At 67.7% G+C, this 23,397-nt stretch carries 31 protein-coding genes and 2 tRNA genes; 23 read left to right on the top strand and 10 right to left on the bottom strand.

Going from position 1 to position 23,397, the window contains the following annotated elements:
* Window positions 1-60: 60 nt before the first annotated feature.
* The 3 genes from ACFYM0_RS13500 (at window position 61) to ACFYM0_RS13510 (ending at window position 2,232) form a co-directional block, all read left to right on the top strand.
* The gene (locus ACFYM0_RS13500; protein WP_388500392.1) at window positions 61-1,455 is read left to right on the top strand and encodes a pyridoxal phosphate-dependent decarboxylase family protein; all 1,395 of its coding nucleotides are present in this window, start codon (window positions 61-63) and stop codon (window positions 1,453-1,455) included.
* Entirely contained in the window at window positions 1,452-1,907 is a 456-nt protein-coding gene (locus ACFYM0_RS13505) for an HD domain-containing protein (protein WP_327252751.1), read from the top strand. Before ACFYM0_RS13500 ends, ACFYM0_RS13505 begins: the two co-directional genes overlap by 4 nt.
* A gap of 130 nt (window positions 1,908-2,037) precedes the next feature.
* The gene (locus tag ACFYM0_RS13510; RefSeq protein WP_250739483.1) at window positions 2,038-2,232 is read left to right on the top strand and encodes a hypothetical protein; all 195 of its coding nucleotides are present in this window, start codon (window positions 2,038-2,040) and stop codon (window positions 2,230-2,232) included.
* 276 nt (window positions 2,233-2,508) lie between these two features.
* Here ACFYM0_RS13510 and ACFYM0_RS13515 read toward each other — a convergent pair whose 3' ends face one another.
* From ACFYM0_RS13515 to ACFYM0_RS13525, 3 genes are all read right to left on the bottom strand, one after another.
* Window positions 2,509-2,742: a hypothetical protein gene (locus ACFYM0_RS13515; RefSeq protein WP_388500395.1), complete on the bottom strand. Its 234-nt coding sequence runs from the start codon at window positions 2,740-2,742 to the stop codon at window positions 2,509-2,511.
* Between the two features lie 164 nt (window positions 2,743-2,906).
* Window positions 2,907-3,176, bottom strand: coding sequence for a hypothetical protein (locus ACFYM0_RS13520; RefSeq protein ID WP_388500398.1), 270 nt, complete (start codon window positions 3,174-3,176; stop codon window positions 2,907-2,909).
* A gap of 54 nt (window positions 3,177-3,230) precedes the next feature.
* Complete coding sequence (locus tag ACFYM0_RS13525) at window positions 3,231-3,986, bottom strand: GntR family transcriptional regulator (RefSeq protein ID WP_388500401.1); 756 nt, start codon at window positions 3,984-3,986, stop codon at window positions 3,231-3,233.
* Between the two features lie 78 nt (window positions 3,987-4,064).
* On the opposite strand from ACFYM0_RS13525, the gene ACFYM0_RS13530 reads away from it, so the two are divergent.
* The 3 genes from ACFYM0_RS13530 (at window position 4,065) to ACFYM0_RS13540 (ending at window position 5,544) form a co-directional block, all read left to right on the top strand.
* Window positions 4,065-4,343, top strand: coding sequence for a hypothetical protein (locus ACFYM0_RS13530; RefSeq protein WP_388500404.1), 279 nt, complete (start codon window positions 4,065-4,067; stop codon window positions 4,341-4,343).
* Between the two features lie 251 nt (window positions 4,344-4,594).
* Window positions 4,595-4,819 carry a hypothetical protein gene (locus tag ACFYM0_RS13535; RefSeq protein WP_328298637.1) on the top strand — a complete coding sequence of 75 codons (225 nt, stop codon included), beginning with the start codon at window positions 4,595-4,597 and terminating at the stop codon, window positions 4,817-4,819.
* Entirely contained in the window at window positions 4,816-5,544 is a 729-nt protein-coding gene (locus ACFYM0_RS13540) for a GntR family transcriptional regulator (RefSeq protein ID WP_388500406.1), read from the top strand. The genes ACFYM0_RS13535 and ACFYM0_RS13540 overlap by 4 nt, the downstream gene beginning before the upstream one ends.
* A 143-nt stretch (window positions 5,545-5,687) precedes the next feature.
* On the opposite strand, the gene ACFYM0_RS13545 is transcribed toward ACFYM0_RS13540, so the two are convergent.
* From ACFYM0_RS13545 to ACFYM0_RS13555, 3 genes are all read right to left on the bottom strand, one after another.
* Window positions 5,688-5,810, bottom strand: a complete 123-nt coding sequence (locus ACFYM0_RS13545; RefSeq protein ID WP_388500409.1) for a hypothetical protein — start codon at window positions 5,808-5,810, stop codon at window positions 5,688-5,690.
* Between the two features lie 1,177 nt (window positions 5,811-6,987).
* On the bottom strand, window positions 6,988-7,278 hold the full coding sequence (locus ACFYM0_RS13550; protein ID WP_388500411.1) for a hypothetical protein: 291 nt from the start codon (window positions 7,276-7,278) through the stop codon (window positions 6,988-6,990).
* 66 nt (window positions 7,279-7,344) lie between these two features.
* Complete coding sequence (locus ACFYM0_RS13555; RefSeq protein ID WP_388500413.1) at window positions 7,345-7,902, bottom strand: hypothetical protein; 558 nt, start codon at window positions 7,900-7,902, stop codon at window positions 7,345-7,347.
* Window positions 7,903-8,065: 163 nt separating this feature from the next.
* Here ACFYM0_RS13555 and ACFYM0_RS13560 point away from each other — a divergent pair, with 163 nt between their 5' ends.
* Entirely contained in the window at window positions 8,066-8,596 is a 531-nt protein-coding gene (locus tag ACFYM0_RS13560; protein ID WP_388500415.1) for a Pycsar system effector family protein, read from the top strand.
* A gap of 13 nt (window positions 8,597-8,609) precedes the next feature.
* Here ACFYM0_RS13560 and ACFYM0_RS13565 read toward each other — a convergent pair whose 3' ends face one another.
* The 3 genes from ACFYM0_RS13565 to ACFYM0_RS13575 form a co-directional block, all read right to left on the bottom strand.
* Window positions 8,610-9,518: a hypothetical protein gene (locus ACFYM0_RS13565; protein ID WP_388500418.1), complete on the bottom strand. Its 909-nt coding sequence runs from the start codon at window positions 9,516-9,518 to the stop codon at window positions 8,610-8,612.
* A gap of 673 nt (window positions 9,519-10,191) precedes the next feature.
* Window positions 10,192-10,404 carry a bacteriocin immunity protein gene (locus tag ACFYM0_RS13570; protein ID WP_388500421.1) on the bottom strand — a complete coding sequence of 71 codons (213 nt, stop codon included), beginning with the start codon at window positions 10,402-10,404 and terminating at the stop codon, window positions 10,192-10,194.
* The gene (locus tag ACFYM0_RS13575) at window positions 10,401-10,865 is read right to left on the bottom strand and encodes an NUDIX hydrolase (protein WP_388500422.1); all 465 of its coding nucleotides are present in this window, start codon (window positions 10,863-10,865) and stop codon (window positions 10,401-10,403) included. The genes ACFYM0_RS13570 and ACFYM0_RS13575 overlap by 4 nt, the downstream gene beginning before the upstream one ends.
* Window positions 10,866-10,883: 18 nt before the next feature.
* Here ACFYM0_RS13575 and ACFYM0_RS13580 point away from each other — a divergent pair, with 18 nt between their 5' ends.
* From ACFYM0_RS13580 to ACFYM0_RS13630, 11 genes are all read left to right on the top strand, one after another.
* Complete coding sequence (locus tag ACFYM0_RS13580; protein WP_388500425.1) at window positions 10,884-11,666, top strand: GntR family transcriptional regulator; 783 nt, start codon at window positions 10,884-10,886, stop codon at window positions 11,664-11,666.
* Between the two features lie 139 nt (window positions 11,667-11,805).
* The gene (locus ACFYM0_RS13585) at window positions 11,806-12,147 is read left to right on the top strand and encodes a hypothetical protein (RefSeq protein ID WP_052871649.1); all 342 of its coding nucleotides are present in this window, start codon (window positions 11,806-11,808) and stop codon (window positions 12,145-12,147) included.
* Between the two features lie 2 nt (window positions 12,148-12,149).
* Entirely contained in the window at window positions 12,150-13,505 is a 1,356-nt protein-coding gene (locus ACFYM0_RS13590) for an FtsK/SpoIIIE domain-containing protein (protein ID WP_388500428.1), read from the top strand.
* Window positions 13,506-13,583: 78 nt separating this feature from the next.
* Complete coding sequence (locus ACFYM0_RS13595; protein WP_388500431.1) at window positions 13,584-14,234, top strand: DUF2637 domain-containing protein; 651 nt, start codon at window positions 13,584-13,586, stop codon at window positions 14,232-14,234.
* Between the two features lie 9 nt (window positions 14,235-14,243).
* Window positions 14,244-14,435 carry a mobile element transfer protein gene (locus ACFYM0_RS13600; RefSeq protein ID WP_052871652.1) on the top strand — a complete coding sequence of 64 codons (192 nt, stop codon included), beginning with the start codon at window positions 14,244-14,246 and terminating at the stop codon, window positions 14,433-14,435.
* Between the two features lie 17 nt (window positions 14,436-14,452).
* A complete protein-coding gene (locus ACFYM0_RS13605; RefSeq protein ID WP_106983073.1) occupies window positions 14,453-14,611 on the top strand; it encodes a hypothetical protein in 159 nt (52 codons plus the stop codon).
* Between the two features lie 24 nt (window positions 14,612-14,635).
* Window positions 14,636-14,956 (top strand): SpdD protein, encoded by a 321-nt coding sequence (locus ACFYM0_RS13610; protein WP_388500434.1) that lies wholly within the window; start codon window positions 14,636-14,638, stop codon window positions 14,954-14,956.
* 89 nt (window positions 14,957-15,045) lie between these two features.
* Entirely contained in the window at window positions 15,046-15,228 is a 183-nt protein-coding gene (locus tag ACFYM0_RS13615) for a hypothetical protein (protein WP_388500437.1), read from the top strand.
* A gap of 47 nt (window positions 15,229-15,275) precedes the next feature.
* On the top strand, window positions 15,276-16,601 hold the full coding sequence (gene repSA, locus ACFYM0_RS13620) for a replication initiator protein RepSA (protein ID WP_388500964.1): 1,326 nt from the start codon (window positions 15,276-15,278) through the stop codon (window positions 16,599-16,601).
* Window positions 16,594-16,797 (top strand): excisionase family DNA-binding protein, encoded by a 204-nt coding sequence (locus tag ACFYM0_RS13625; RefSeq protein ID WP_388500439.1) that lies wholly within the window; start codon window positions 16,594-16,596, stop codon window positions 16,795-16,797. Before repSA ends, ACFYM0_RS13625 begins: the two co-directional genes overlap by 8 nt.
* Window positions 16,797-18,005, top strand: a complete 1,209-nt coding sequence (locus ACFYM0_RS13630; RefSeq protein ID WP_388500442.1) for a tyrosine-type recombinase/integrase — start codon at window positions 16,797-16,799, stop codon at window positions 18,003-18,005. The genes ACFYM0_RS13625 and ACFYM0_RS13630 overlap by 1 nt, the downstream gene beginning before the upstream one ends.
* 69 nt (window positions 18,006-18,074) lie before the next feature.
* Here the strand turns inward: ACFYM0_RS13630 and ACFYM0_RS13635 are convergent.
* A tRNA-Gly gene (locus ACFYM0_RS13635) sits at window positions 18,075-18,145 on the bottom strand.
* A 189-nt stretch (window positions 18,146-18,334) separates the two neighbouring features.
* Between ACFYM0_RS13635 and ACFYM0_RS13640 the strand changes: the two genes are divergently transcribed.
* The 5 genes from ACFYM0_RS13640 (at window position 18,335) to clpX (ending at window position 23,142) form a co-directional block, all read left to right on the top strand.
* Window positions 18,335-18,411 (top strand) — tRNA-Pro (locus tag ACFYM0_RS13640).
* Window positions 18,412-18,602: 191 nt separating this feature from the next.
* Window positions 18,603-19,997 carry a trigger factor gene (tig, locus tag ACFYM0_RS13645; protein WP_388500445.1) on the top strand — a complete coding sequence of 465 codons (1,395 nt, stop codon included), beginning with the start codon at window positions 18,603-18,605 and terminating at the stop codon, window positions 19,995-19,997.
* A gap of 321 nt (window positions 19,998-20,318) precedes the next feature.
* A complete protein-coding gene (locus ACFYM0_RS13650; RefSeq protein ID WP_250739480.1) occupies window positions 20,319-20,936 on the top strand; it encodes an ATP-dependent Clp protease proteolytic subunit in 618 nt (205 codons plus the stop codon).
* A gap of 115 nt (window positions 20,937-21,051) precedes the next feature.
* Window positions 21,052-21,702, top strand: coding sequence for an ATP-dependent Clp protease proteolytic subunit (locus ACFYM0_RS13655; RefSeq protein WP_243334852.1), 651 nt, complete (start codon window positions 21,052-21,054; stop codon window positions 21,700-21,702).
* Window positions 21,703-21,855: 153 nt separating this feature from the next.
* The gene (gene clpX, locus ACFYM0_RS13660) at window positions 21,856-23,142 is read left to right on the top strand and encodes an ATP-dependent Clp protease ATP-binding subunit ClpX (protein ID WP_250739478.1); all 1,287 of its coding nucleotides are present in this window, start codon (window positions 21,856-21,858) and stop codon (window positions 23,140-23,142) included.
* Window positions 23,143-23,397 lie beyond the last annotated feature (255 nt).

The raw sequence follows: 23,397 nt of genomic DNA on the forward strand, positions 1-23,397 counted from the left end.
CCAGCCACTCACCCCGGATTGGCCCGCCCGGCGCGGCCCGCCGGACCATACCGTGCCCCCATGGACCGCACCCTCGCCGCCGACCTGGCCCGCCTCCCCGAGCTCCTCGACGCCACCCGCGACGCCGCCGCCGCGACGCTCGCAGCGCTGGACGCGCGTCCCGTCGTACCTCCCCGTACGGAGGGGAGCCCGACACCGCAGCGCCTCCCCGAGCACGGCTCCGGCACCGAGGCCGCCCTCGCGGCCTTCGCGGAGCGCTGGGCGCCGCGGCTGTCGGCCTCCGCCGGCCCCCGCTACCTCGGCTTCGTCACCGGCGGCGCCACCCCCGCCGCCCTCGCGGGCGACTGGCTCACCGCGGCCCACGACCAGAACTCCAACTCCGCCCTGGACGGCGGGGGCCAGGAGCTCGAACGCGAAACCATCACCTGGCTGCGTGACCTCTTCCACCTCTCCGCCGCCCACACCGGCACCTTCGTCAGCGGCGCGACGATGTCCAACACCACCGGCCTGGCCATCGCCCGCGAATGGCTCGGCGAACGCCTCGGCGTCTCCCCGGCCGAGGACGGCGCGGCCGCGCTCGGCCCGGTCCGGGTCCTGTCCGGCGCCCCGCACTCCTCCATCGCCAAGGCCCTCTCCGTCCTCGGACTCGGCCGCGCGGCCCTGGTCCGCGTACCGACCCTCCCCGGCCGTGAGGCCGTCGACCCGGCCGCCCTGGACCGCGCCCTCGCCGACACGCCGGGCCGGCCCGCCGTGGTCGTCGCCAACGCGGGCACCGTCAACACCGTGGACTTCGACGACCTCCGCGCCATCGCCGCACTGCGCGAACGCCACGACTTCTGGCTGCACACGGACGCCGCTTTCGGCGCCTTCGCCGCGCTCTCCCCAGCCCACGCCCACCTCACCGAAGGCCTGGACGCCTCGGATTCCGTCTGCGTCGACCTGCACAAGTGGCTCAACGTCCCCTACGACAGCGCCGTCCAGTTCACCCGCCGCCGCGACCTCCAGGCCCGCGTCTTCCAGAACGCCGCCACCTACCTCGGCCCCCTGTCCGAGGACCCCGACCTGGTCCACCTCACCCCGGAGAACTCCCACCGGCTGCGCGCACTCGCCGCCTGGTTCACCTTGCGCGCCTACGGCCGCGAAGGCCACCGCGAGATCGTGGAACGGGACATCGCCTGCGCCCGCTCGCTCGGCGAATCCCTCACGCAGGACCCCCACTTCACGGTCCTCGCCCCCGTCCGCCTGAACGTCGTCTGCTTCACCCTCACCCATTCCCCCACCCCGGCCCGCCTCACGGCCCTGCGCGAAGCGGCCGGACCCGAGGTGTTCGTCACCCCCACGACCTACGCGGGAACCCCCGCCCTGCGCGCCGCGTTCTCCAACTGGCGCACCACACCTGCAGACGTACGCCGGATCACGCAGGCACTCCACACGGCGGCGAAGGAGCTCGGATGACCAGCGGCCCACTCACCCTCATCGAGGTCGAGGCCCTCGCCCGCACCGCGCACGAGGGCCAGACCGACAAGGCCGGCCGGCCGTACGCGGAACACCTCGCCGCCGTCGCCGAGGGCGTCCGCGCCCGCGGCGGCACCGCCGAACAGCAGGCGGCGGCCTGGCTCCACGACGCGATCGAGGACGAGGCCCTCACTCCGGCCTGGCTGGAATCGGCCGGACTCCCGCAGTCCGTCAAGGACATGGTCCTGGCCGTCACCAAACGCCCCGGAGAACCGGTCGAGGCGTACACGGCCCGCATCCTCGCCACCCCCGGCGCCCTCCTGATCAAGGAAGCCGACCTGGCCCACAACGCGGACCCCGCCCGCCTGGCGGTCCTCGACGCCCCCACCCGCGACCGACTGACCGGAAAGTATGCATACGTCCGCTCCCTCCTCGGCCTCGCCACCCCCTGACGCAAAAGCAACACTGTCTCTTCGTCACGAGACGGATAGCCGGGGCGCGTTGGTGGGAGGATGGACCATGTGGGGGTGCGCACGGCCGCGCCCCGGGCCGACCAGGGGACGACCGAAGGTGTGATCAGAAGTGGCCATTTCGCTGTCAGTGGTAGTCCTGTTGGCGATCATCCTCGTGGTGCTCGTCCGCGGAGGCCACCTCAAGGCCGGCCCCGCGATCGTCGCGGTCCTCTTCGGCTTCTTCCTCGCGTCCAGCTCCATCGCCCCGGACGTGAACCGCTTCCTGAACTCCCTCGCGGACACGATCGCGGGCATCAAACTCTGAGCCGGCGCTTCCCGCGGCAACCCGGGAAACGCATCAGGGCCAGGCCCGAGGAAACATCCTCTGACCTGGCCCTGAGCCATCTGGAGCGGGTGACGGGAATCGAACCCGCGTAGCTAGTTTGGAAGATCGCGTACGCGCCCCCGCCCTCACCAGCCAACCCACTGACCAGCAGCTTCCCAGCCCCCACACCGTCATTCCCCGCGACTCCCCGCGCATCACTCCGCCATCAGACACGCAGAAGACACGCCGTCGATGCCCGGCGCGAGGCCTGCTCGGCTACAGGTAGCCCTCGGACGGCTGTGGTTGCGGCGGCGGTGCCGGCTGTGCCTGGCCGCTGTTCGCCTTCCACTTCACCGACTCGCGCCCGTAGCGAGCCGCCCCCACGAGGATTGCGGTCGCCAGCAAGGCGCGCGAGATCGGGTTTTCTTCTGCGATCACGAAGATCAGCAGCGGTATCAAGATCACCAGGTGCCAGCGCGGGTGGTTCCGCCAGTCGCTCTTGCCTGCCATTCGATCTCCCCCCGGGACCCTGAGGCGCGAGTAGCCCGGGGATCTCATGTATGCCGCTCTCGACCGGTTCGGCGAGACGCTCGTCCTCACCGGAAGCTGACAGCTTAAAACGCACGCCTCGCGGCCCGACGGGCGCCTACCCCAGCAGGACTTCGACCGGCGGGCTAGACGTCGTCCTGGGACCGCCCAAGGCCCTCGATGAACGCGTTGTGGAAGGCGAGCTCGGAGGCCCGACAGGCGGCGGTGATGAACATTGTCTGAGCCTCGCCGAGGCTGCACCCGACCACCTGCCTAGTCACCATGACCGCGTCCACGCCGTGACAGCCGATCTCCTTCAGGAAAACCTGTAGAGCCCCACTGTCGCGGCTCTCGTCCCAGACGGGCTGCGCCGTCACGGCCAAGTCGGCTATCCGGGCCTTTCGCTCCGCGTCCACAGCGGGTTGCCCTCTCTCGTGCTCGCCAGGTGCTCGGGATGGTGCTGGGTCGGGCTAGCGACCGACAGGGATCTCGTAGACGATCTCGCACAGCGCGGCAGGGATGACGATGTCCGCGGTCTCCACGGGCTGCCCCTGGTCGCTGTAGTACGTCCGCCGGATGTGCGTCACCAGAGCGGCCTTCTGAATTCCGAGAAGCGATGCCTCCTCGGCGGTCGCCTGCCGAGGCTCCGGCTGCTCCACGGCGTGGCTGACCGTGATCCCAATAACGGCCATCCGGTTCACCACACCGACGCCGGCATGCGGCCCACCCTCGGGCAGGACAACGAGCGTGCCGGCGGTGAGCTCGTACGGCTCCCAACTCGTCGACAGCTGCACAGGCCTGCCATCGGCAAGGAACTCGTACACCGTGCGCACGCACAGCTCCCCAACCGAGATCCCGAGACGCGCGGCGATCTCGACCGGCGCGGGAACCTTCGCCTCGGTCCGACTCTCCCAGTTCCCCTGCCTGCCCAAGGCCTGCATGTCCGCACGGAAGGGAGAACTACCCGGCTGCTCACGAGCGGACGACCGAACAATTCGCACCCGCTGCCGTGGCTCCGCGACGTACGTACCCGAGCCCGCTCGCCCCTCCAGCACACCCTGGGAGATCAAGAGCTCCTGCGCGCGACGAACGACGTTCTCGCCAACGCCACACTCCTCGGCGATCTGCGTCCGCGAGGGGAGCCGGTCACCAACGTTCCAGTCATGCTCCGCGATCCGCTGCCGGAGTACGTCGGCGATACGGAGATAAGGCGGCTGCTCAGGCATGTAGAAAATCTAGTCCACTAGCTCTAATCTAGTTAACTAGCTTCACTCAACGTGTTCACTTGGCGACGGAGGCCCTCGGTGCCCGCTTCGGAATCAACAGCCGAGAGCATCGCCGCCCGACTGTCCGCCCTGGGCCTGACCACGCGAGTGGAGGAGCACACCCGCTACACGTCGATCGAAGCGGAGGTCCCGGAAGCCCTGCCCGCCTCCGCATGGCGGGAGGTCTTGGAAGTGGTTGCGGAGGCCGACCGATTCGGGCTCCTAGCCAGCAGCTTGACCGGCCGCACCCTATGGGCCGCCGTACGCAAAGCGGTCCCCGCGACGGGCGACGTCCGGGGACCTGGCCGTCAGCGATAGGAGCTGATCAGCATGTCGAACCGTATGGTCCCCACAACCGCCCGCACCAGGGGGCGCCCCCTTCGGCCGGCATTACCGCCCGCCGCGGACCCCAACCCCTACCGGTCGAGCTCGTGCGCCATCGGCACCCACCACGAGTGCGCGCAGTCGTCCCCCACCACGGCTCCGGTAGGCGTCCCCGTGATCTACGAGGCCTGCGACTGCCCCTGCCACACCCCAACCAACCGGCCCGAGCCGCGGCAGGTGGCCCAGTGAGCGGATGGACCCCAAGCGGCGCCCTCGCCACAAATGTGGAGATCACCTCGACCACCGTCCAACGCGGCGACGTAATCCAGATCGGCGGCCAGCCATGCCGCGTCATCGACCTGATCCAACTTCCCGCCAGCGCGAAGCGACTCTGCTTCGAGTCTGGCGAACTCCTGACCATGCACGCCCGAACCCGGTTCATCGCCCTCCGGATGCGGAGGAACTGGTGACCCAACCCGCACCGTCCCGCCGCCACGCCATCGCCGACGACCTCCGGAAGCAAATCTCGAAGGGTCACTTGAAGCCCGGCGAACGCCTCCCCTCAGAATCCAAACTGGCCGTCCGTTACGCAGTCAGCACACCCACCCTGCGCAACGCCCTCGCGCTCCTCCAGGGCGAAGGCCTCGTAGAGAAGATCCACGGCAGCGGCAACTTCGTCCGCCACCCGCTCCGCAGGGTCACGTACGTCGGCGGCGGATACCCGCCGAGCGCACTCATCCCGACCGAGGAAGCCCTCCACACCACCGTCCGCGCCACCAATCTCGGAGCGCACGGCCATCTGGCCGCCCTCCTCAAGGTCTCGCCCCGCAGCCCTCTGACGGAATTCCTCTGCCTCAGCCACGAGGGCAAAACACCGCACAGCCTGGCCCGCATCTACGTGCCCCGCGACCTGGCGCCGGCCGACGTCCCGGAAGGACTTCTAACCGCACGACTGCCAGGCCAGCGCCCACCGCTGGCCGTGGTCCAGGAAACGGTCAGCACCCGCCTCCCGACTCCTTGCGAAGCGACGACCCTTCGCATCAGCCCGACCCTGCCCATCCTCTCGATCACACGCGTGGCAACCGACACTGTCGGCCGTGTGGTCGAGGCGGCCCTTCTGGTACTCCCCGGCGACCGAGCCGACGCAGTCTTCACCACGCACCACACGGCCGAAGCCAGGAGGGCGGAACGATGACACCCCACAGCGAGCTGCGACTCCTGCCGTGGCCGGGCCTCGACGGCAAACCCTGCTTCCTCAGCGCCGACGACACCGCCGGCTACCTGTCGCGACTCGCCGACAACGCCGAGTCGGCGCAACTCGGCCTGGGCTCGGAACTCCTAGACCACGCCCACGAAGTCCTCGCGGACGATGAGGCGGACACTGATGAACTCCGCCTCCTGGCAGCGGACCTGACTGGAGCCCTGGGGGACGCGGTCCGCGTAGCAACTAGCCGCGGCCACCGCCTAGCGATACCAACCCCCTACACCCGTGAAGATCGCATCGAAGCTTCTAGCCGGCCAGTAGCCTCGAACTAGTGGCACCGCACCCCAACGACATTGAGGCCCCCAGCCGATCGCTGGGGGCTTCACTGTTTGTGTGTCACTGCGACTAGCAAAGGGCTCCGGAGGGCCCGTGTGCGCCACGCGTATAGCGAGGTCAAGGGCCTGGATGCGACATCCGCCGCCTCGCCAGTCCACGAATAGGCCGCAGAGCTGGCGGGGTAGGAGTGTTGGCCGCCGGTCTGTGCCCCGACTGCCCCACGGCGGCCGGGGAGTCCCGATTCTGATGTTCGGCTGCACCGGTAGGCCAAGGTTTGGTGTGATCTGAGGGTGAGTGGAGTAGTAGAGACCATCGTCCCCTCGGCTTCGTCATTTGCGGCTGCGGGCCTTGCCGCCTGGTTGGCCGTGCGAGGGGTACGCCATCAGGCGAACACCCAGCAGGCGCTAGCGGCAGGTACCCAAGCCGCGCAACGAGACTCTGAGGCCCGTGCAGCGAGGCGAGAGGCGTACGCGAAGTTCATTTCCGCTGCTCTGCGCACAGCAGGGCTGCTTGTCCGCGTGAGCGAGGCGGGCATCACCGAGGATGAGTACCGAGATCGCCGTGAGAGTGCGCAACAAGCTCTGCACGAGGTCATCGAGCATGAGGCGATCGTCAGCGTCGAAGGACCGGAAGGCGTCGCTCTTGCGGCTCATCAAGCGCGCCGAAGCCTCGACCACGAGTTGGCTGTGATCTTGGCGCACCGTCAGGCTCAGGGATCTTGGGAAGCCGTTGGGCAAGCTGGGCGTGCTCGACTGGAGGCGGTCGGGAGAATGACCACAGCCGCACGCCGCGTCTTCAACGGGGAGAGCACCTTTGCGGCTCCGGCTCCGTGCACGACGGGATAGCCGCTCCCGTTGATGTCAGATTTGGATGCAGAAGCCCCCACCGGGATCGGCGGGGGCTTCGCTCTGGTGGGCGCGGACGGTTTCGAACCGCCGACGTCTGCTTTGTAAGCTCGCCCGGACACGCCTCCGGCCCTGAGCTCCAACGGTCAGCCACCCCCTGGAGGGACGCAGACAACTACTGCTATCCGCCATCGTTGATGTCAGCCGTGGACGTCAGCTCTACCCTCAGCCGCGCTACGACCGTCGGACTCCCTCACTCCTCGTCGCACCGCTCCAGGACCAGGCTGAGGGAACCCTCCTCCAACCCGTTGCTGTCTTCGAGGTGCAGGTGACTCCCATCGGGAACACCCTCCGCGGCAAGCACCAGCAGATGTCCAGCGAGCGTCCTGAGGCCTGCGGCGTTCGCCTCAATCACGATCTCTCCCCCCATGCCCCGCACCTCGATGCGCGCGTCCGCCTCCCAAGTGAAGACTTGCGCGACACCATCGGTCACGGCCGTAAGTCGGGTGCTCTCAACGGGGGCGCTGCTGGATTCAGGGGTCATGGAGCCATCATGCCGCCCAGCGCACTCGGCTCCGGAGGCCCCGTGCATCTCGACGATTGGACCAGGTCAGAGGTCCAGAGCCTGTTTGAGCTGCCGCGCCCGTCCACGAATAGGCCGTGGCTCTCGGGTTGGCGGTCTCGGTCGTCCCGCGGTGATGTGGGGGCAGAGGCGGCGTTGTTGGTACCCGCCGGGGACATCGGCACCAACGGCGGCCCAGAAGGCCTTGGACTCTGCGAGGTGGCCACCGAGGGTGTGCCACGTCAGGTCGGGGTGCTCGATCCGCAGCGCGGCGAGGCCGGCCGAAGCCAGGCCGCATCGCTCGTACTCGCGCATGGTGTAAGGCTGCTCGACCCAGGCGAGTCGGCAACGGCGGCAGAGCTGGTAGTCGACGCTTAACGCGAACTCGCCGTCAAGGTTGGCCGCACGCTGACGCCATCCGATGCGCTCCGCTGAGACCGTGCCCTGCCAGGGCGTGTCCAGCTCCGGTACGTCAGGCGGGCTGTGCCGCACACCGAGGCGCCCTCCGCTCACCTGCTGCAGCACCTCCCGCCCGGATACTCGTCCTACCTCTTGCACGCGACCAGCCAGGTACCGAGCTGCCTTCTTGCCGTCATCGCTCGTCATACCGCTAACACTTCCCAAACTGCTAGAAGGGGAGCCGTGCTGTGTCGGCCATGATGAGGGAAGCTCACCGCGAGGCTCTGACTGGTTCAGTCGCTGCGTCTGGGCGGCGTGGGAGTTTGGGATACGCGGGTCCGGATCCGCCAGCGCGGTGGAAGATGACTGCATGACGGATACCCCTTCGGCACCTGAAGCTGAGTCGCCCCCAAATCCCGACCACGCTTGGAAGGGGCTGAGTCTTGTCATCGACTGGATCAAGCACGCTGAGGCGAAGGCCGGAGCTACCCTCGCTGCCAGCGGAGTTACCGGTGGAGTGCTCTACAACCTCATAAAGGACGTTCAGACCCCATCAACCTGGCTGATCGTCAGCTCTATTCTGTGCGGGCTCACTGTTCTTTCTGCGGGCTTCTGCTCTGGTTTGGTGATCTGGCCCCGACTGAAGATGAATGAGGACCCCACTAGCCTTCTCTACTTCCATCACATCGCTCGCGCTCATGCCACTAGCGATTCCTATGCGAGCTCCATGGCCGCTCTGACGAACGATTTGGAATCTCTCGTTATGGAGATCGCTAGCCAGAGTTGGGCGAATTCCAAGGTGGCGCGTGAAAAATACATCTGGGGTGGTCGAGCAATCCGCCTTCTATTGGTCGCAATTGCCGCACTTTCGGTGACTGCCGGACTCCGCGTGGTCGACTAACAAGCTCCCCGGGTCAGCCGCTGATGCCGCGCCTGATCTGACGGGCGTTATTCTCGCGGTGCTTAATCACCTGTTGGTATGCTCCGAAGGCCAGATGGTTGCGCTTCGAATCCAAGTCTGGCCTCCGCCAGGAGCCCGAGCAGATCGCGTCACAGTACGAGTCTCCGCAAGTGCTACACCAGCCGCTTGTTAGAATCAGGCCCTCAGAGTCCTTCCCTGAAACCTTTTCTACATGCTGATCTGACCAAAGCGTAGTGGATGTGTCACCACACGCGCACGAATACCACAGATATTCGTTCCGGCGAATTGTATTCGCTACCGGCTTCGTTACGATCATCTGGTGTGCAGTGGCCTGTTGGGAGCATTTTGCCGCGTAGTTCACCGCCCTACCAGCCCAAACGGGGGCATGGTGATCGGTGCGTGAGATTCCGATTTTCTTGGCTAGGATATCGCTGATAGCGCAGCCAATCTTGAACCCAGTCTCTGGCGTATTAGTGGGCCACTTCTCTGTCAGAGCGGGCATTAGGACGCGCTCACCAAAAGTCTTGATTGTGATTCCTGCGCAAATGGCGCGCTTCTGTGAATGCTTCCCTGTAAATAGGCCGAACGCGGCGTCCCCTTGAACGTCGATAAATTCGGCACCAAAATCTGAAAGAATGCGCACTGCAGGTTTGATCGCAGCGTCATAGATGGAGGCAGTGGATGCTTCCCATCGGCCATTTCGCAGGCTCGTAGATCCCGCCAGGTCGGCGAACACGCATGAGACCTGTTCGTATTTACGCCACTTCGGTGCGTCGATGAAAAGGTCCGTCGCGTCGATAGGTCCGCTGGTATCGATTACCTCTGGAGTTTGCTTCAATTGCGAGGTGACATGCTCCTCGAAAAGGCTCAGCAGCTCAGATACAGGCAATCTCTCGGCCATGAGTTCCCCATTCGTTCGAAGTGTCAGTATGACGACGTGTGGGGCTCGCGGCTACTGTTTTGAGTAAGTCGAGCGTTCGTGCGAAGGTGCGCCAGGTTGATGGAGTACTTTGGCCGGCACCTTGCCCGGATTGGGCTGAGGCTGATAAGGGGGCCGTGTGCTGGTCGTTTTTTCGGGCGTGTGTTGAGCCTGACGCAACAGGGTTGAGTGCAGGTGGCCCCCGGCCGAAGCCACCCCCGCTGTCATCCCGTCTGCCGTCGTCCCACACGTAGTGGTAGCGGGGCAGTCGTCAGGGGCCCAGGTGGAGCGCCCTGCCGGACGAACGACCTGGGCCCCTGGCGGCTGGTCTGCTACGGCTTGCCCTGGGACGACGGCAGGCGGGATGACAGCCCCCACACCCCGAACCACAACGGAGCCGCGGTCGCACGACTGGCCCCCGCATCCCAGAGTCAGAGCGCCCCCGCCGGAGGCATCTGTCCTGACGGGCGGCTCACCGATCAGGCCGGGCTCATTCAGCCCATCAAGTCCTTAGCCATTGGCGCGCGGCCGGCGCCCCGGGCTGGAGCGGGGCGCAGACAGGAGCGCAGGCCCGGGACGACGGGCGCGCGACGCCGCCTTGGCGGCGGAAGCGCCCTTGATGAAGTAGGGAAACTCTTACCGCATGGCCTCGGGATCAGAGAGCGATCGGGCGGTACGCCAAGGCTCGTTCCACGACCTGCTCGGCGGAAGGGTGCTGCCCCGGGCCCGGGTAGAAGATGTAGTCACTGACGTGCGGGCACCGTAGGCCCAGTTCCAGGGCTTCGATGATCTCGCTGCCCTCGTCCTCGGTTGCTATGTCGCCATCCATGAGTTGCTGGACCAGGCGAACGGCCTCCTCGTGAGTCATGAGGTGACGAGCTGGCGGCCGTCGTGGCTGCGGACGTGGGGGCCTGCGTCGTCTAGGGCGTCCAAGAGGCGGATCGCGTAGACCTCGGACATCTGGGCAGTGACCTCTTCTGGGGTGAGCCAGGCGACCGCGGTCGATTCCTCCGACGTGCGCTCGGTGCCGCCTGACGGCTTGCAGCGGAAGACCAGGGAGACGATGCCTCGGGTGGTGTTCTTGTAGACCCCGGTGAGCTCGTCCACCTCGACCTCGATGCCCGTCTCCTCCAGGACCTCGCGGCGGACGCCGGCCTCCGGGGACTCGGCGAGTTCGAGCACTCCGCCCGGCAGTTCCCAATTCCCGTTGTCCGCGCGACGGATCGCCAGGAGTCGGCCGTCCTCGCGCAGCACTGCCCCGGCTACGGACACGGAGTGCAGTGGCGTTGACTTGGCCTGCGGGGAACCCGTACTCATGTACAGGAGCATAGGAGGAAGAGAAAGACTATGGGAACCGCAGCAGGAGGTGGCAGGGCCGCCGTGCCTCGGTACGTGCAGATCGCCGAAGACATCGTTCGGCAGATCCGGGCCGGGGTGCTGAGTGCCGGCGACATGGTGCCGAGCGAGTCGGAGCTCGTGGAGCGCTACGGCGTCGCGGGCGGGACGATCCGCAAGGCCATGGTGGAGGTTCGAGCGAGCGGGCTCGTGGAGACGCGGCACGGCAAGGGCTCGCTGGTGAAGGCCCGCCCGCCCGTGCGGCACCGGTCCTCCGACCGCTTCCGGCGTACGCATCGGCAGGAGGGCCGGGCGGCGTATCTCGCTGAGTCCGCGCAGTCCGGGGCCGAGGCCAAGGTGAGCGTGCTGTTCATCGGGCCCATGGAGGCGCCGGAGGAGATCGCGTCGCGGCTCGGTGTCTCCGCGGGGACTCAGGTGCTGGCCCGGCGTCGGCTGTACTTCCGGAATGGGACGCCCGTGGAGACGGCTACCTCGTATCTGCCTTGGGACGTCGTGAAGGACATCCCGGAGCTGTTTGCCGAGAATCCGGGGCCTGGCGGCATCTATGCCCGGCTGGAGGATCACGGCCACGTCTTCGCCGAGTACGTGGAGACCCTCCAGGCCCGGCCGGCCGCCAAGGCTGAGGCGACCGAGCTGTCGCTGACTCCCGGCGCACCCGTGGTGCATCTGCTCCGCGATGCGGTCACGGAGGAAGGCCGTGTGGTCGAGGTCTGCGACACCCTCATGGCCGCTGACCAGTTCGTCTTCGAATACCGGATCCCCGCACGCGACTGACGCTCGCTCAACTCCCCGCAACCCGCTACGAGTTTCTCTTCGTAGCGGGTTGACTCATGTATAGGAGTCAGGCACTCTTCTTCATGTCACTCCTATACATGAGTGACGGAGTTCAGCATCTATAGAGGAGTGATCCGCTGTGCGTCAGATTCCCGTCGACACCTCGGCCGCCATGGTGATGGTCGCCCAGCCCCCGGCTGTGAAGATCAAGGACCGTCGGACCGGCGAGATCGCCACCGACCCCGAGACCGGGTCCCAGATGATGACCGTGGACGTGCTGTTCGCCTCGTACGGGGAGGCGGAAGTCCTGTCGGTGGTCGTGCCGGCGCCCGGGATCTCGGGTGAGCTGGTCATGGGTACCCCCGTCGCGCTGACCGGTCTCGTCGCCCGCCCGTGGGAGAACGAGTTCAACGGCCAGAAGCGCCATGGCATCAGCTTCCGCGCCGTCGCCGTCACCTCGCTCACCGCCAAGGCGGGCTGAGCATGAACGCCTTATGGGTCACGCTGGTGGTGGTCCTCGCCCTGGCGCTCGTACTGCGCTGGCGGCGGCCCACCTGGTATTGGATGACCTTCGGGGTCACCTTCGCGACGATCCGCGTCTTGATCCGCTACCGCTCGGTGATGGACGCATGCGGGCTCACTGTCCCGGCCTCCCGCTGGCGACTGGCACTAGCTCGGGTCGCGAGCAGGATCGCCCCTGAGGCCCGTTCGCCGCGCATCCTGCGGCTACGGCCCACCTCGACCGGCCTGGTCCTACGGCTGAAACTCCGGCCCGGACAGGACGCGTTCGACTTCTCCGCCTCGTCGGACCGGCTCCGCCACTCCTTCGCCCTCCACAACGTGGTCTCGCGCGAGATCCGCTCCAGCGTCGTCGAGCTGAGGATGACTGGGTACGACGTACTCAAGCGGGTACGCATGCCGGCCGTGCCCGATGAACCGCTTCGGGTGCCGGTGGCCCTGCGCGAGGACGGGCAGGTTCATCATCGGGACTACCGGCAGGTCCCGCACGCCTTGAACGTCGGCGCGACCAAGTCCGGGGAGTCCGTCTACCAACGCACGCTCGTCTCCGGCCTGGCCTCGCAGAACGTCGCCCTCGTCGGCATCGACTGCAAGAACGGCGTGGAACTCTCGCCGATGGCCCGGCGGTTCACCGCTCTCGCCGACAACCCGGACGTTGCAGCGGAGCTGCTCGCCGCGCTCGTCCAGTACATGGGCCGCGTCTACCAGGTCATCCGGGCCGAGCAGCGGATCAGCATCGACCTGCCGGATGCGGAGATCACCGCCGACATCTGGGATCTACCCGCGCATCTTCGCCCCGTACCGGTCGTGCTGCTGGTGGATGAGGTTGCGGAGCTCGCCCTCGCCGCAGGTAAAGCAGAGGAGGCTCGACGGGACCAGATCGTCACCGACTTGGTCCGCCTCGCCCAGCTCGGCCGCGCCGCCGGCATTCACCTGGAGATCTGCGGTCAGCGCTTCGGATCCGAACTCGGCAAGGGCATCACGATGCTCCGTGCCCAGCTCACCGGCCGTACCGCCCACCGCGTCAACGACGAGACCTCGGCCAACATGGCCTTCGGGGACATCTCCCCGGACGCCGTCCTCGCCGCCGTCCAGATCGACAAAGACCGCCCCGGTACCGCCGTGGCCGGCGACTCCTCCGGCGGCTGGTCCCGCATCCGGGCCCCGCACACCACGCTCCGCCAGGCCGTGAACACCTGCAACGCCCAGGCACACCGCACCCCGAGCATCCCGGAGCTGGAGCCCTTCCGGCCCGCGCTCCCGGTACGCGTCCTGGTCGGCAAGGTCCAGCCGAAGACCGCCTCGGCACCTGCCTTCTGATCACTCGCCCCACCCGGTCGGCGCGGCCTCATCGCGCCAAGTCCCTACCCCACCCATGCCCGAAACGAGGTGAACACCATGACCCGCCTGGTCCGCCCGGACGCCGTCCTCGTCCAGGCCGTCATCGCCGGAGCCCTCTCCTTCGCCCACCTCCACGACCTCGCCGAAGCCGCCGGCCAGGACGGCTGGAAGGCCTGGGCCTACCCGGTCAGCGTGGACCTGCTCCTCGTCGCCGCCTGGCACCGCCTCCGGTCGCTCCGGGATGCGGGGGAGCCCTCCCGGTCTGCCTGGTCCTGGTTCGCCGTAGCCTTGGCGGCCTCGCTCGGCGCGAACGTCGCGACCGCCGGCCTACTCGACCTCCGCGACGTCCCGGACTGGCTCCGCATCCTCGTCGCCGGATGGCCGGCACTCGCCTTCCTCGGCGGCACGCTCTTGGTCCACCGGCCTACGCCGTCCAGCGCGCCGGAACCCGACCCTGACCCGGCGCCCCTGCCCGTAGTTGAGCGGGAGACCGGCTCCGGCGAGGCCGACGAGCTCTCCGCCATGCCCGCTCCAGCCCCGGTGCCCGCAACGGCGGTCACCGCTCCGCCCGCCCTCGTCGCCCATGCCCAGAAGATCGCCGCCGACCACCGCACGCGTACCGGCTCGGACATCGACATCGAGACCCTGCGCGCCCGGCTCGGCGTCCCGTCGCCGATGGCCGAAGCCATCGCCGCCCAGCTCGCCTGAGGAGATCCCATGCCCGCCCGGATCAACTTCCGCTCGCTCATGAAGATCGGCCCCGTCCAGATAGGCACCTACCGCGACAACCGCGGCCGCAACAAGGACACCGCGGTCTGCACCACCGACGGCTGCGGCTGGTCCTCGGACTACAGCTCCTCGACCGCCGCACAGCTCGCCGCCCGCTCCCACCGCTGCCGCGTCAGCTGATCCGAAAGGCCACCGCCATGGACGTCCCGCTCTGGTTCGCCCTGCTGGTCGTCGGTGTCCTCGGCTACAAGCTCGTCCGCCCGCCGCTCTGGCTCGTCGCCGTGATCCTCATCGGCGGCTTCCTCCTCGCGGACAGCTTCCTCGCCCCGGCCATCGACACCGCGATCAACAAGTAGCCCCGCCCCGGAAGGAGAACAGCCATGTTCAAGCCCAAGTACCCCAGCCCCGACACCTACACCCCGTCGACCATCCGCCCGACCCCCGTGCCCGTCGAGTACTCGGAGCCCGGTCCGGCGCCCGTCCCCGCGAAGTCCCCGAGCGCCTTCGGCGGCCTGGTCCAGAGCTCGCCCGGAACCGCCCTCGCCCTCGCCGCCGGCGGAGTCGCCGGAGTCCTCGCGCTGGCCTCGGTCGCCGTCTCGCTGCTCCTGGCCGTCGCGGTCACCGCCGTCGCCCTGTCCATCAGCGCCGTCGTCATGCTCTTCCTCGTCCGCGCCCTGCGCCAGGAGTTCAAGAGCCGCTGATCGGCCCCGGGACGGCCTCAACCGCCAAGTCTCCGCCGTCCCGGCGCCGCATTCCTGCCCGATCCAACGAACCGGACGGAAACACCATCATGAAGCAGAACGCCCCGGGAGAGCTCTGCCCGAACTGCGACGGCCACGCCTCCGTCGCCATCACCCTCGGCGGCCGCGACCACAACGGCCACCTCCGCACGATCACCGCCCACTGCTTCATCTGCCACGGCACCGGTACCCGCCGCTCCATCCGCCGTCCCCACCGGACGGTGACCGCGTGACCCACACCGCGACCATCGCGGGCCTGGACCCGGCCACCCTCGGGGACATGCTGAAGGTGGCCGGGGACCCCGGTTACGCACGCTGGGAAGACCAGATCCACCGCACGGGCGGCTGCTCCGACCCGATCCACATCACCGGATGGACGGTGGCCAAGGACAAGTCCTCGGGCGAGATCCTCCACCGCTACTCCACCGAGAACGAGCCCGGTTCCCGCCTCCGCATCGCTTGCGGCAACCGCCGCGCCTCCCGCTGCCCGGCCTGCGCCTGGACCTACGCCGGAGACACCTACCACCTCATCCGGGCCGGCCTCGCTGGAGACGACCGCCGAGACATCCCCGCCACCGTCCGCGAACACCCCCGCGTCTTCGCCACCCTCACCGCCCCGTCCTTCGGCCCGGTCCACAACCGCCCCACCGGCCGCCCTTGCCGCTGCGGCACGCACCACCAGGAGGACGCGCCCGAACTCGGCACCGCCCTCGACCCGGCCACATACGACTACGCCGCCGCTGTCCTCTTCAACAACCACGCGGGACAGCTCTGGCAGCGCTTCACCACTCGCCTGCGCCGTGAGATCGCCGCCTCCGCCGGCCTCACCCAACGCGAGCTGAAGGAGGAAGCCCGGATCTCCTACGGCAAGGTCGCCGAGTTCCAGAAGCGCGGCGCCATCCACTTCCACGCCGTGGTCAGGATCGACGGACCCGCAGGCCCGCTCAGCCCTCTGCCGTCCTGGGCCACCACGGAGCTCCTCGACCGCTCGATCCGGGCCGCCGTAGCCCACGCGTACACCTCAATCACCGTCCCGGCCGCTGCTGACCAACCCGGCCGCACCTTCCGGTGGGGAACCCAGCTCGACGTACGCCCCATCAAGGCCTTCGGCGACGGCTCCGACATCACCGAACAGGTAGTCGCTTCGTACGTTGCGAAGTACGCCACCAAGGCCGCAGAGAACACAGGCACCCTCGACCGCCGCATCGGCAACCGCGAGGCGCTGGTCCTCCTAGACGTCCCTGACCACACCGCCCGCCTGATCGGCGCCTGCCTCGACCTCGACGCGCTCTACCCGGACCGTCGCCTCGCCGCCTGGTCGCACATGCTCGGCTTCCGCGGGCACTTCTCCACCAAGTCGCGTCAGTACTCGACCACCCTCGGCGCCCTCCGCCAGACCCGCGCCGACTACCGCGCTGCCCAAGAACGCGAAGCCCGCGGCCTCACCGACACCGAGCCGGACACTGTGCTCGTCCTCGCCTCCTGGCAGTACGCCGGCCACGGCCACAGCCCGGGGGAGTCCGTCCTCGCCGCCACCATCGCCCGGCACATCCAACTTAACCGCCAGACCGCCCGCGAAGCCCTGCAAGGAGAGCTGCATGAATGAGCGCTACCTCAGCGTCGTCCAGGTCGCCGAACTGCTCGGCACCACCGTGCGGTTCCCCCGCCGGCTCGTGGAGGAGCGTCGGATCACCTACGTGAAGGTCGGCCGACACGTCCGCATCCCCGAGAGCGCCGTCCGGGCCTACATCGATGCCCACACGGTCGAGCCGCGTCTCCGTCGTCTGGGGGTGGCTGCCTGATGGCCGGGAAGCGTCGTCAGTTCGGCAGGGTCCGCAAACTGCCCTCCGGCCGGTATCAGGCCCGGTACCTCGGTCCGGACGGGGAGCTCCGCCCCGCGCCCGAGACGTTCCGCACCAAGAAGGATGCGGACGCCTGGCTCGCCGACGTGCAGACCGAGATGAGGAAGGGGGAGTGGCACGACCCGGACGCCGGAAAGGTCGCCTTCGGCCCGTACGCCGTTGCCTGGATCAAGGAGCGCGAGCTGACCAGCACCACGCGACAGCTCTACGGCTCGCTCCTCAAGCACCACTTGGAGCCGGTGCTCGGTGCCGTCAACCTGGGCGAGTTCTCGCCACCCCTCGTACGGCGCTGGCGTGCCGACAAGCTCGCCGCCGGTACCGGGCCCACCACCGTTGCCAAGGCCTACGCCCTGCTCCGGGCCATCCTGGGGACGGCCGTGTCCGACGAGCTGATCCGGCGGAACCCCTGCCAGGTCAAGGGCGCCAGCAGCGTGCACACCCCGGAACGCCCGACCGCCACGGTCAAGGAGGTCTACGCGCTGGCCGAAGAGATCCAGCCGCGCTACCGGGCCCTCGTGCTCATGGCCGGATTCCTCGGGCTGCGCTGGGGCGAGCTCATCGGCCTCCACCGGCGGGATGTGGATCTGGAGCAACGGACCGTACGAGTGCGGCGGGCTGTGGCCGAACTGAGCAACGGGCAGCGGGAGATCAAAGCGCCGAAGAGTGCCGCGGGCAAGAGGACGGTCTCCATCCCCGGCGTGATCCTCCCGGACCTTCACGAACACCTGAAGCGGTACGCGGAGGCCGGCGCCGATGGGCGTGTCTTCGTCGGGGCCAAGGGGGCGACCCCGCGCCGGAACCACTTCAACCTGCTGTGGCACAAGGCGTGTCGGGAAGCGGGGATCAAGGGGCTGCACTTCCACGATCTCCGGCACACGGGCAACACGCTGGCCGCGTCAACGGGTGCCAGCACCCGGGAGTTGATGACGCGCATGGGTCACAGCACCGCCCGTGCCGCGCTGATCTACCAGCACGCCAGCGCCGATCGGGACCGGCTGATCGCCGATGCCCTGAGCGGGCTTGTGAAGAAGAGCCGCAAGATCGAGAAGCCCAAGTTCTCCAAGGCTTCCAAGAAGCCAGTGAGGGCCGCCAAGGGCACGAAGGAAGATCCACAGCGGAAGGGGCACGCAGGGGGCACGGCGGGCTGATCGAAGCCCCGGGAACGACGAAGGGCCAGGTCGAGGAAACGTCCTCTGACCTGGCCCTTTGCGTCTCTGAGCGGGTGACGGGAATCGAACCCGCGTAGCTAGTTTGGAAGACTAGTGCTCTACCATTGAGCTACACCCGCAGCACGTGCGACGCAGGTCCGGGGACCGCGGCACGAACAGCATCCTAGCGGGTTCCGGCGGGGGATCGCACACGCCATTTCGCGCCCGCGTGTGGTCGCGGCCACGCCGCGGCGGCGCCCCGGCTCCCCTTTCGCCGAAACTCCGCACGGCGGAGGGTCTTCGGGCATGTACCCTACGTGTCGCACCGACGGGGTGTGGCGCAGCTTGGTAGCGCGTCCGCTTTGGGAGCGGAAGGTCGTCGGTTCGAATCCGGCCACCCCGACCAGTAGTAGGAGGATCGCGCGATCCCCTCTCCGGGACCGCGTTGATGATCGCGTTGTGGGCTGATTGCCGCTTGCGGCTACTATGCAAGCTGCGTGCCCGTGTGTCTGATGTACCGGGCCCGATCCGCTGAGAACCGCTAGACCGCGGCGATGAGCAGAGACCCCCAGCAGTCAGCCACAAGGAGACCGAACCGTGAAGAGCGCCGTGGAGACCCTGAACCCGACTCGGGTTCGGCTCACTGTTGAGGTGCCCTTCGAGGAGCTCAAGGACAGCCTCGACGCGGCCTACAAGAAGATCAACCAGCAGGTCACGGTGAAGGGCTTCCGCAAGGGCAAGATCCCGGCCCGCGTCATCGACCAGCGCTTCGGCCGCGGTGCGGTGCTGGAGGAGGCCGTCAACGACGCCCTCCCGAAGTTCTACACCGAGGCCGTCAACGAGGCCGACCTGAACCCGCTGGGCCAGCCCGACGTCGACATCACCGAGCTGAAGGACGGCGAGCTGCTGGCCTTCACCGCCGAGGTCGACATCCGTCCCGCGATCGAGATCCCGGACTACTCCGGCATCGAGGTCACCGTGGACGCCGTCGAGGTCTCGGACGAGGACGTCGAGAAGTCCGTCGAGCAGCTGCGCGGCCGCTTCGCGTCCACCAAGGACGTCGAGCGCGCGGCTGAGGACGGCGACGTCGTCACCATCGACCTCGAGGCCAAGGTCGACGGCGAGGTGCTGGAGGACGGTGTCGCCCAGGACGTCTCCTACACCATCGGCTCGGGCGAGCTTCTCGAAGGCATCGACGAGGCCGTCAAGGGCCTGGAGGCCGGTGGCGAGGCCACCTTCACCTCCCAGCTGAAGGGCGGCTCCGCCGAGGGCAAGGACGCCGAGGTCACCGTCAAGGTCACCAAGGTCTCCGCCCGTGAGCTGCCGGAGCTGGACGACGAGTTCGCCGGCATGGCCAGCGAGTTCGACACCCTCGAGGAGCTGAAGGCCGACAGCCGCAAGCGCCTCGAGAACATGAAGCAGTACGACCAGGCCACGCAGGCCCAGGAGCGCGTCCTGGAGAAGCTGCTGGAGCTCGTCGAGGTCCCGATCCCCGAGAAGCTCCTCGCGGACGAGGTCCAGACCCGCAAGCACAACCTCGAGCACCACCAGCTCGGCCAGATGGGCCTCACCATCGAGAAGTACCTGGAGATCCAGGGCAAGACGGTCGAGGAGTTCGACGCCGAGACCGCCGAGCAGGCGATCAAGGGCATCAAGACCCAGTTCGTCCTCGACGAGCTGGTCAACAAGGAGAAGCTGAACGTGAACCAGGAGGAGCTCACCGAGCACCTCATGCGTCGCGCCGCCTCCTCCGGCATGTCCCCCGACCAGTTCGCCCAGGCCGTCGTCGAGGGTGGCCAGGTTCCGATGCTCGTCGGCGAGGTCGCCCGCGGCAAGGCCCTCGCGGCCGTCGTCGAGGCCGCCAAGGTCACCGACACCAACGGTGAGGTCGTCGACCTCTCCGACGACGAGGACGAGCTCGAGACGGCCGCCGAGACCGTCGAGAACGTCGTCGAGGCCGACGGCGAGATCGCGGCCGACGAAGCCAAGTAACACCCGGGGCCACCCCCGCTGAGCAGCACCAGAGCACGGCCCGGAGGGCCCGTACGCCATCGCGTCCGGGCCCTTCGGCCTTCCCGTGGGATGCCCTCGGGGAGACCCTCCCCGAGACCCTCCGTGAGGGGCCTCTGACCTTGCGCTCCGAGCGAACAGTTCGGGAAGCGGGATGGCGTTGTCGTAGCTGCGCGTTAGGGTCCATGAATACGAGGGCACGGGAGTACCCGACGCCGGCGGACATCGTCCGCACGGCAGGTCCGCGCCCCAGAACGAGACGCTGAGACGGCACATGGCCGTCGGAGACGAGCAGGTGGATACGTGACGAATCTGAAGCCTTACGCCGCGGGTGAGCCGTCCATCGGTGGCGGCCTCGGCGACCATGTCTACAACCGGCTGCTCGGCGAGCGCATCATCTTCCTCGGCCAGCAGGTCGACGACGACATCGCCAACAAGATCACCGCGCAGCTCCTGCTCCTGGCCGCCGAGCCGGAGAAGGACATCTACCTGTACATCAACAGCCCCGGTGGTTCGGTGACGGCGGGCATGGCGGTCTACGACACCATGCAGTACATCCCGAACGACGTGGTCACCATCGGTATGGGCATGGCGGCCTCCATGGGCCAGTTCCTGCTCACCGGCGGCACCCCGGGCAAGCGCTTCGCGCTCCCGAACACCGACATCCTGATGCACCAGGGCTCCGCCGGCATCGGCGGCACCGCCTCGGACATCAAGATCCAGGCCCAGTACCTGCTGCGCACCAAGCAGCGCATGGCTGAGATCACCGCGCACCACTCCGGCCAGACCGTGGAGACGATCATCCGCGACGGCGACCGCGACCGCTGGTACACGGCGGAAGAGGCCAAGGCCTACGGCCTCATCGACGAGATCATCTCCGCCGCGTCGCTGGTCCCGGGCGGCGGCGGCACCGGGGCCTGATCCCGGCCCCGGCCCGGCGTACGGGAATCCCGTACGGGGACCCGTACGCCCGCCCCGCACCAGGCAAAGCCTCAGCCCGCAGAACGCCACCAGGACGGTGAACACTCAGATGCACATGAACAATCTTTCTCCCGCGAGCGGCCTCTACACCGGCGCTCCGGTCGACAACCGTTACGTCGTGCCGCGCTTCGTGGAGCGCACCTCGCAGGGCGTCCGCGAGTACGACCCGTACGCGAAGCTCTTCGAGGAGCGCATCATCTTCCTCGGCGTGCAGATTGACGACGCCTCCGCCAACGACGTCATGGCGCAGCTGCTGTGCCTGGAGTCGATGGACCCGGACCGCGACATCTACCTGTACATCAACAGCCCCGGCGGCTCCTTCACGGCGCTGACGGCGATCTACGACACGATGCAGTTCGTGAAGCCGGACATCTCGACGGTCTGCATGGGCCAGGCGGCCTCCGCCGCCGCGGTCCTGCTCGCCGCCGGAGCGCCCGGCAAGCGCATGGCGCTGCCGAACGCCCGCGTGCTGATCCACCAGCCCTCGGGCGGCACCGGCCGTGAGCAGCTCTCCGACCTGGAGATCGCGGCCAATGAGATCCTGCGCATGCGCGACCAGCTGGAGAACATGCTGGCCACGCACTCCTCGACGCCGATCGAGAAGATCCGCGACGACATCGAGCGCGACAAGATCCTCACGGCCCAGGACGCGCTGGCGTACGGCCTGATCGACCAGGTCGTCGCGACCCGCAAGACTTCGAACTGAACCTTGCCGCCAGTTGACGCGGGCACCTCGCCGGATTGGGCGATGTGAACCACGTCAAGGGGGCCCCGCACGGGGCCCCCGGCAAGGTACCGTCGGATATGAGGCACCAGGAGCGCTGAACCAGGCGTCTCCCAGGCGAAGGGGAAGCACCTCGTGGCACGCATCGGTGACGGCGGCGACCTGCTCAAGTGCTCGTTCTGCGGAAAGAGCCAGAAGCAGGTGAAGAAGCTCATCGCGGGACCCGGTGTGTACATCTGCGACGAGTGCATCGACCTCTGCAACGAGATCATCGAAGAGGAACTCGCGGAGACCTCCGAGGTTCGCTGGGAAGAACTTCCCAAGCCCCGTGAGATCTACGAGTTCCTGGAGAGCTACGTCGTCGGCCAGGAGCCGGCGAAGAAGGCGCTCTCCGTCGCGGTGTACAACCACTACAAGCGCGTCCAGGCCGGCGAGAACGGCGGCGGGACGGGCCGTGACGACGCGATCGAGCTCGCGAAGTCCAACATCCTCCTGCTCGGCCCCACGGGCTCGGGCAAGACGCTGCTGGCCCAGACGCTCGCCCGCATGCTCAACGTCCCGTTCGCCATCGCGGACGCGACGGCGCTGACGGAGGCCGGGTACGTCGGCGAGGACGTCGAGAACATCCTGCTCAAGCTGATCCAGGCGGCCGACTACGACGTCAAGAAGGCCGAAACCGGGATCATCTACATCGACGAGATCGACAAGGTCGCCCGCAAGAGCGAGAACCCGTCGATCACGCGCGACGTGAGCGGCGAGGGCGTGCAGCAGGCCCTCCTGAAGATCCTGGAAGGCACCACCGCTTCCGTACCGCCGCAGGGCGGCCGCAAGCACCCGCACCAGGAATTCATCCAGATCGACACGACGAACGTGCTGTTCATCGTGGGCGGCGCCTTCTCCGGCCTGGAGCGGATCATCGAATCCCGCGCCGGCGCCAAGGGCATCGGCTTCGGGGCGACCATCCGCTCGAAGCGCGAGATCGAGGCGAGCAACCAGTTCCAGGAGGTCATGCCGGAGGACCTGGTGAAGTTCGGGATGATCCCCGAGTTCATCGGCCGTCTGCCCGTCATCACCTCGGTCCACAACCTGGACCGCGAGGCCCTGCTCCAGATCCTCATCGAGCCGCGCAACGCCCTGGTGAAGCAGTACCAGCGGCTGTTCGAACTCGACGGCGTCGAGCTGGACTTCGAGCGCGAGGCCCTCGAAGCCATCGCCGACCAGGCGATCCTCCGCCAGACCGGCGCGCGCGGCCTGCGCGCCATCATGGAAGAGGTCCTGATGTCGGTGATGTACGAGGTCCCGTCCCGCAAGGACGTGGCCCGCGTGGTCATCACCTCGGACGTGGTCCGCTCCAACGTCAACCCGACGCTGGTCCCGCGGATCGTCCCGAAGGACCAGGGGCCGCACGAGAAGTCGGCGTAGCTGGCTGGCAGGTAGGCCGATCGTCGAAGGGGCGCCCCCGACCGGGGCGCCCCTTCGACGATCGGCCTACCTTGCGTGGTAATCGGACGCAGGTTCGCGATGGCCTTGTGTGGCGCCCATCTACTTGATCGTCTTTGCCTCGAACCGTTTCGATCGAGAGGTGAGGGTGTGAAGTTGAACCGTGTCTTGGGGGGTCATGGCGGTAGCTGTCGCCGCTACTGTGCTGCCGATGGTGGCGGCCACTCCGGCGTCGGC

It is taken from the genome of Streptomyces sp. NPDC006487 (assembly GCF_042870555.1).
Taxonomy (GTDB): Bacteria; Actinomycetota; Actinomycetes; order Streptomycetales; family Streptomycetaceae; genus Streptomyces.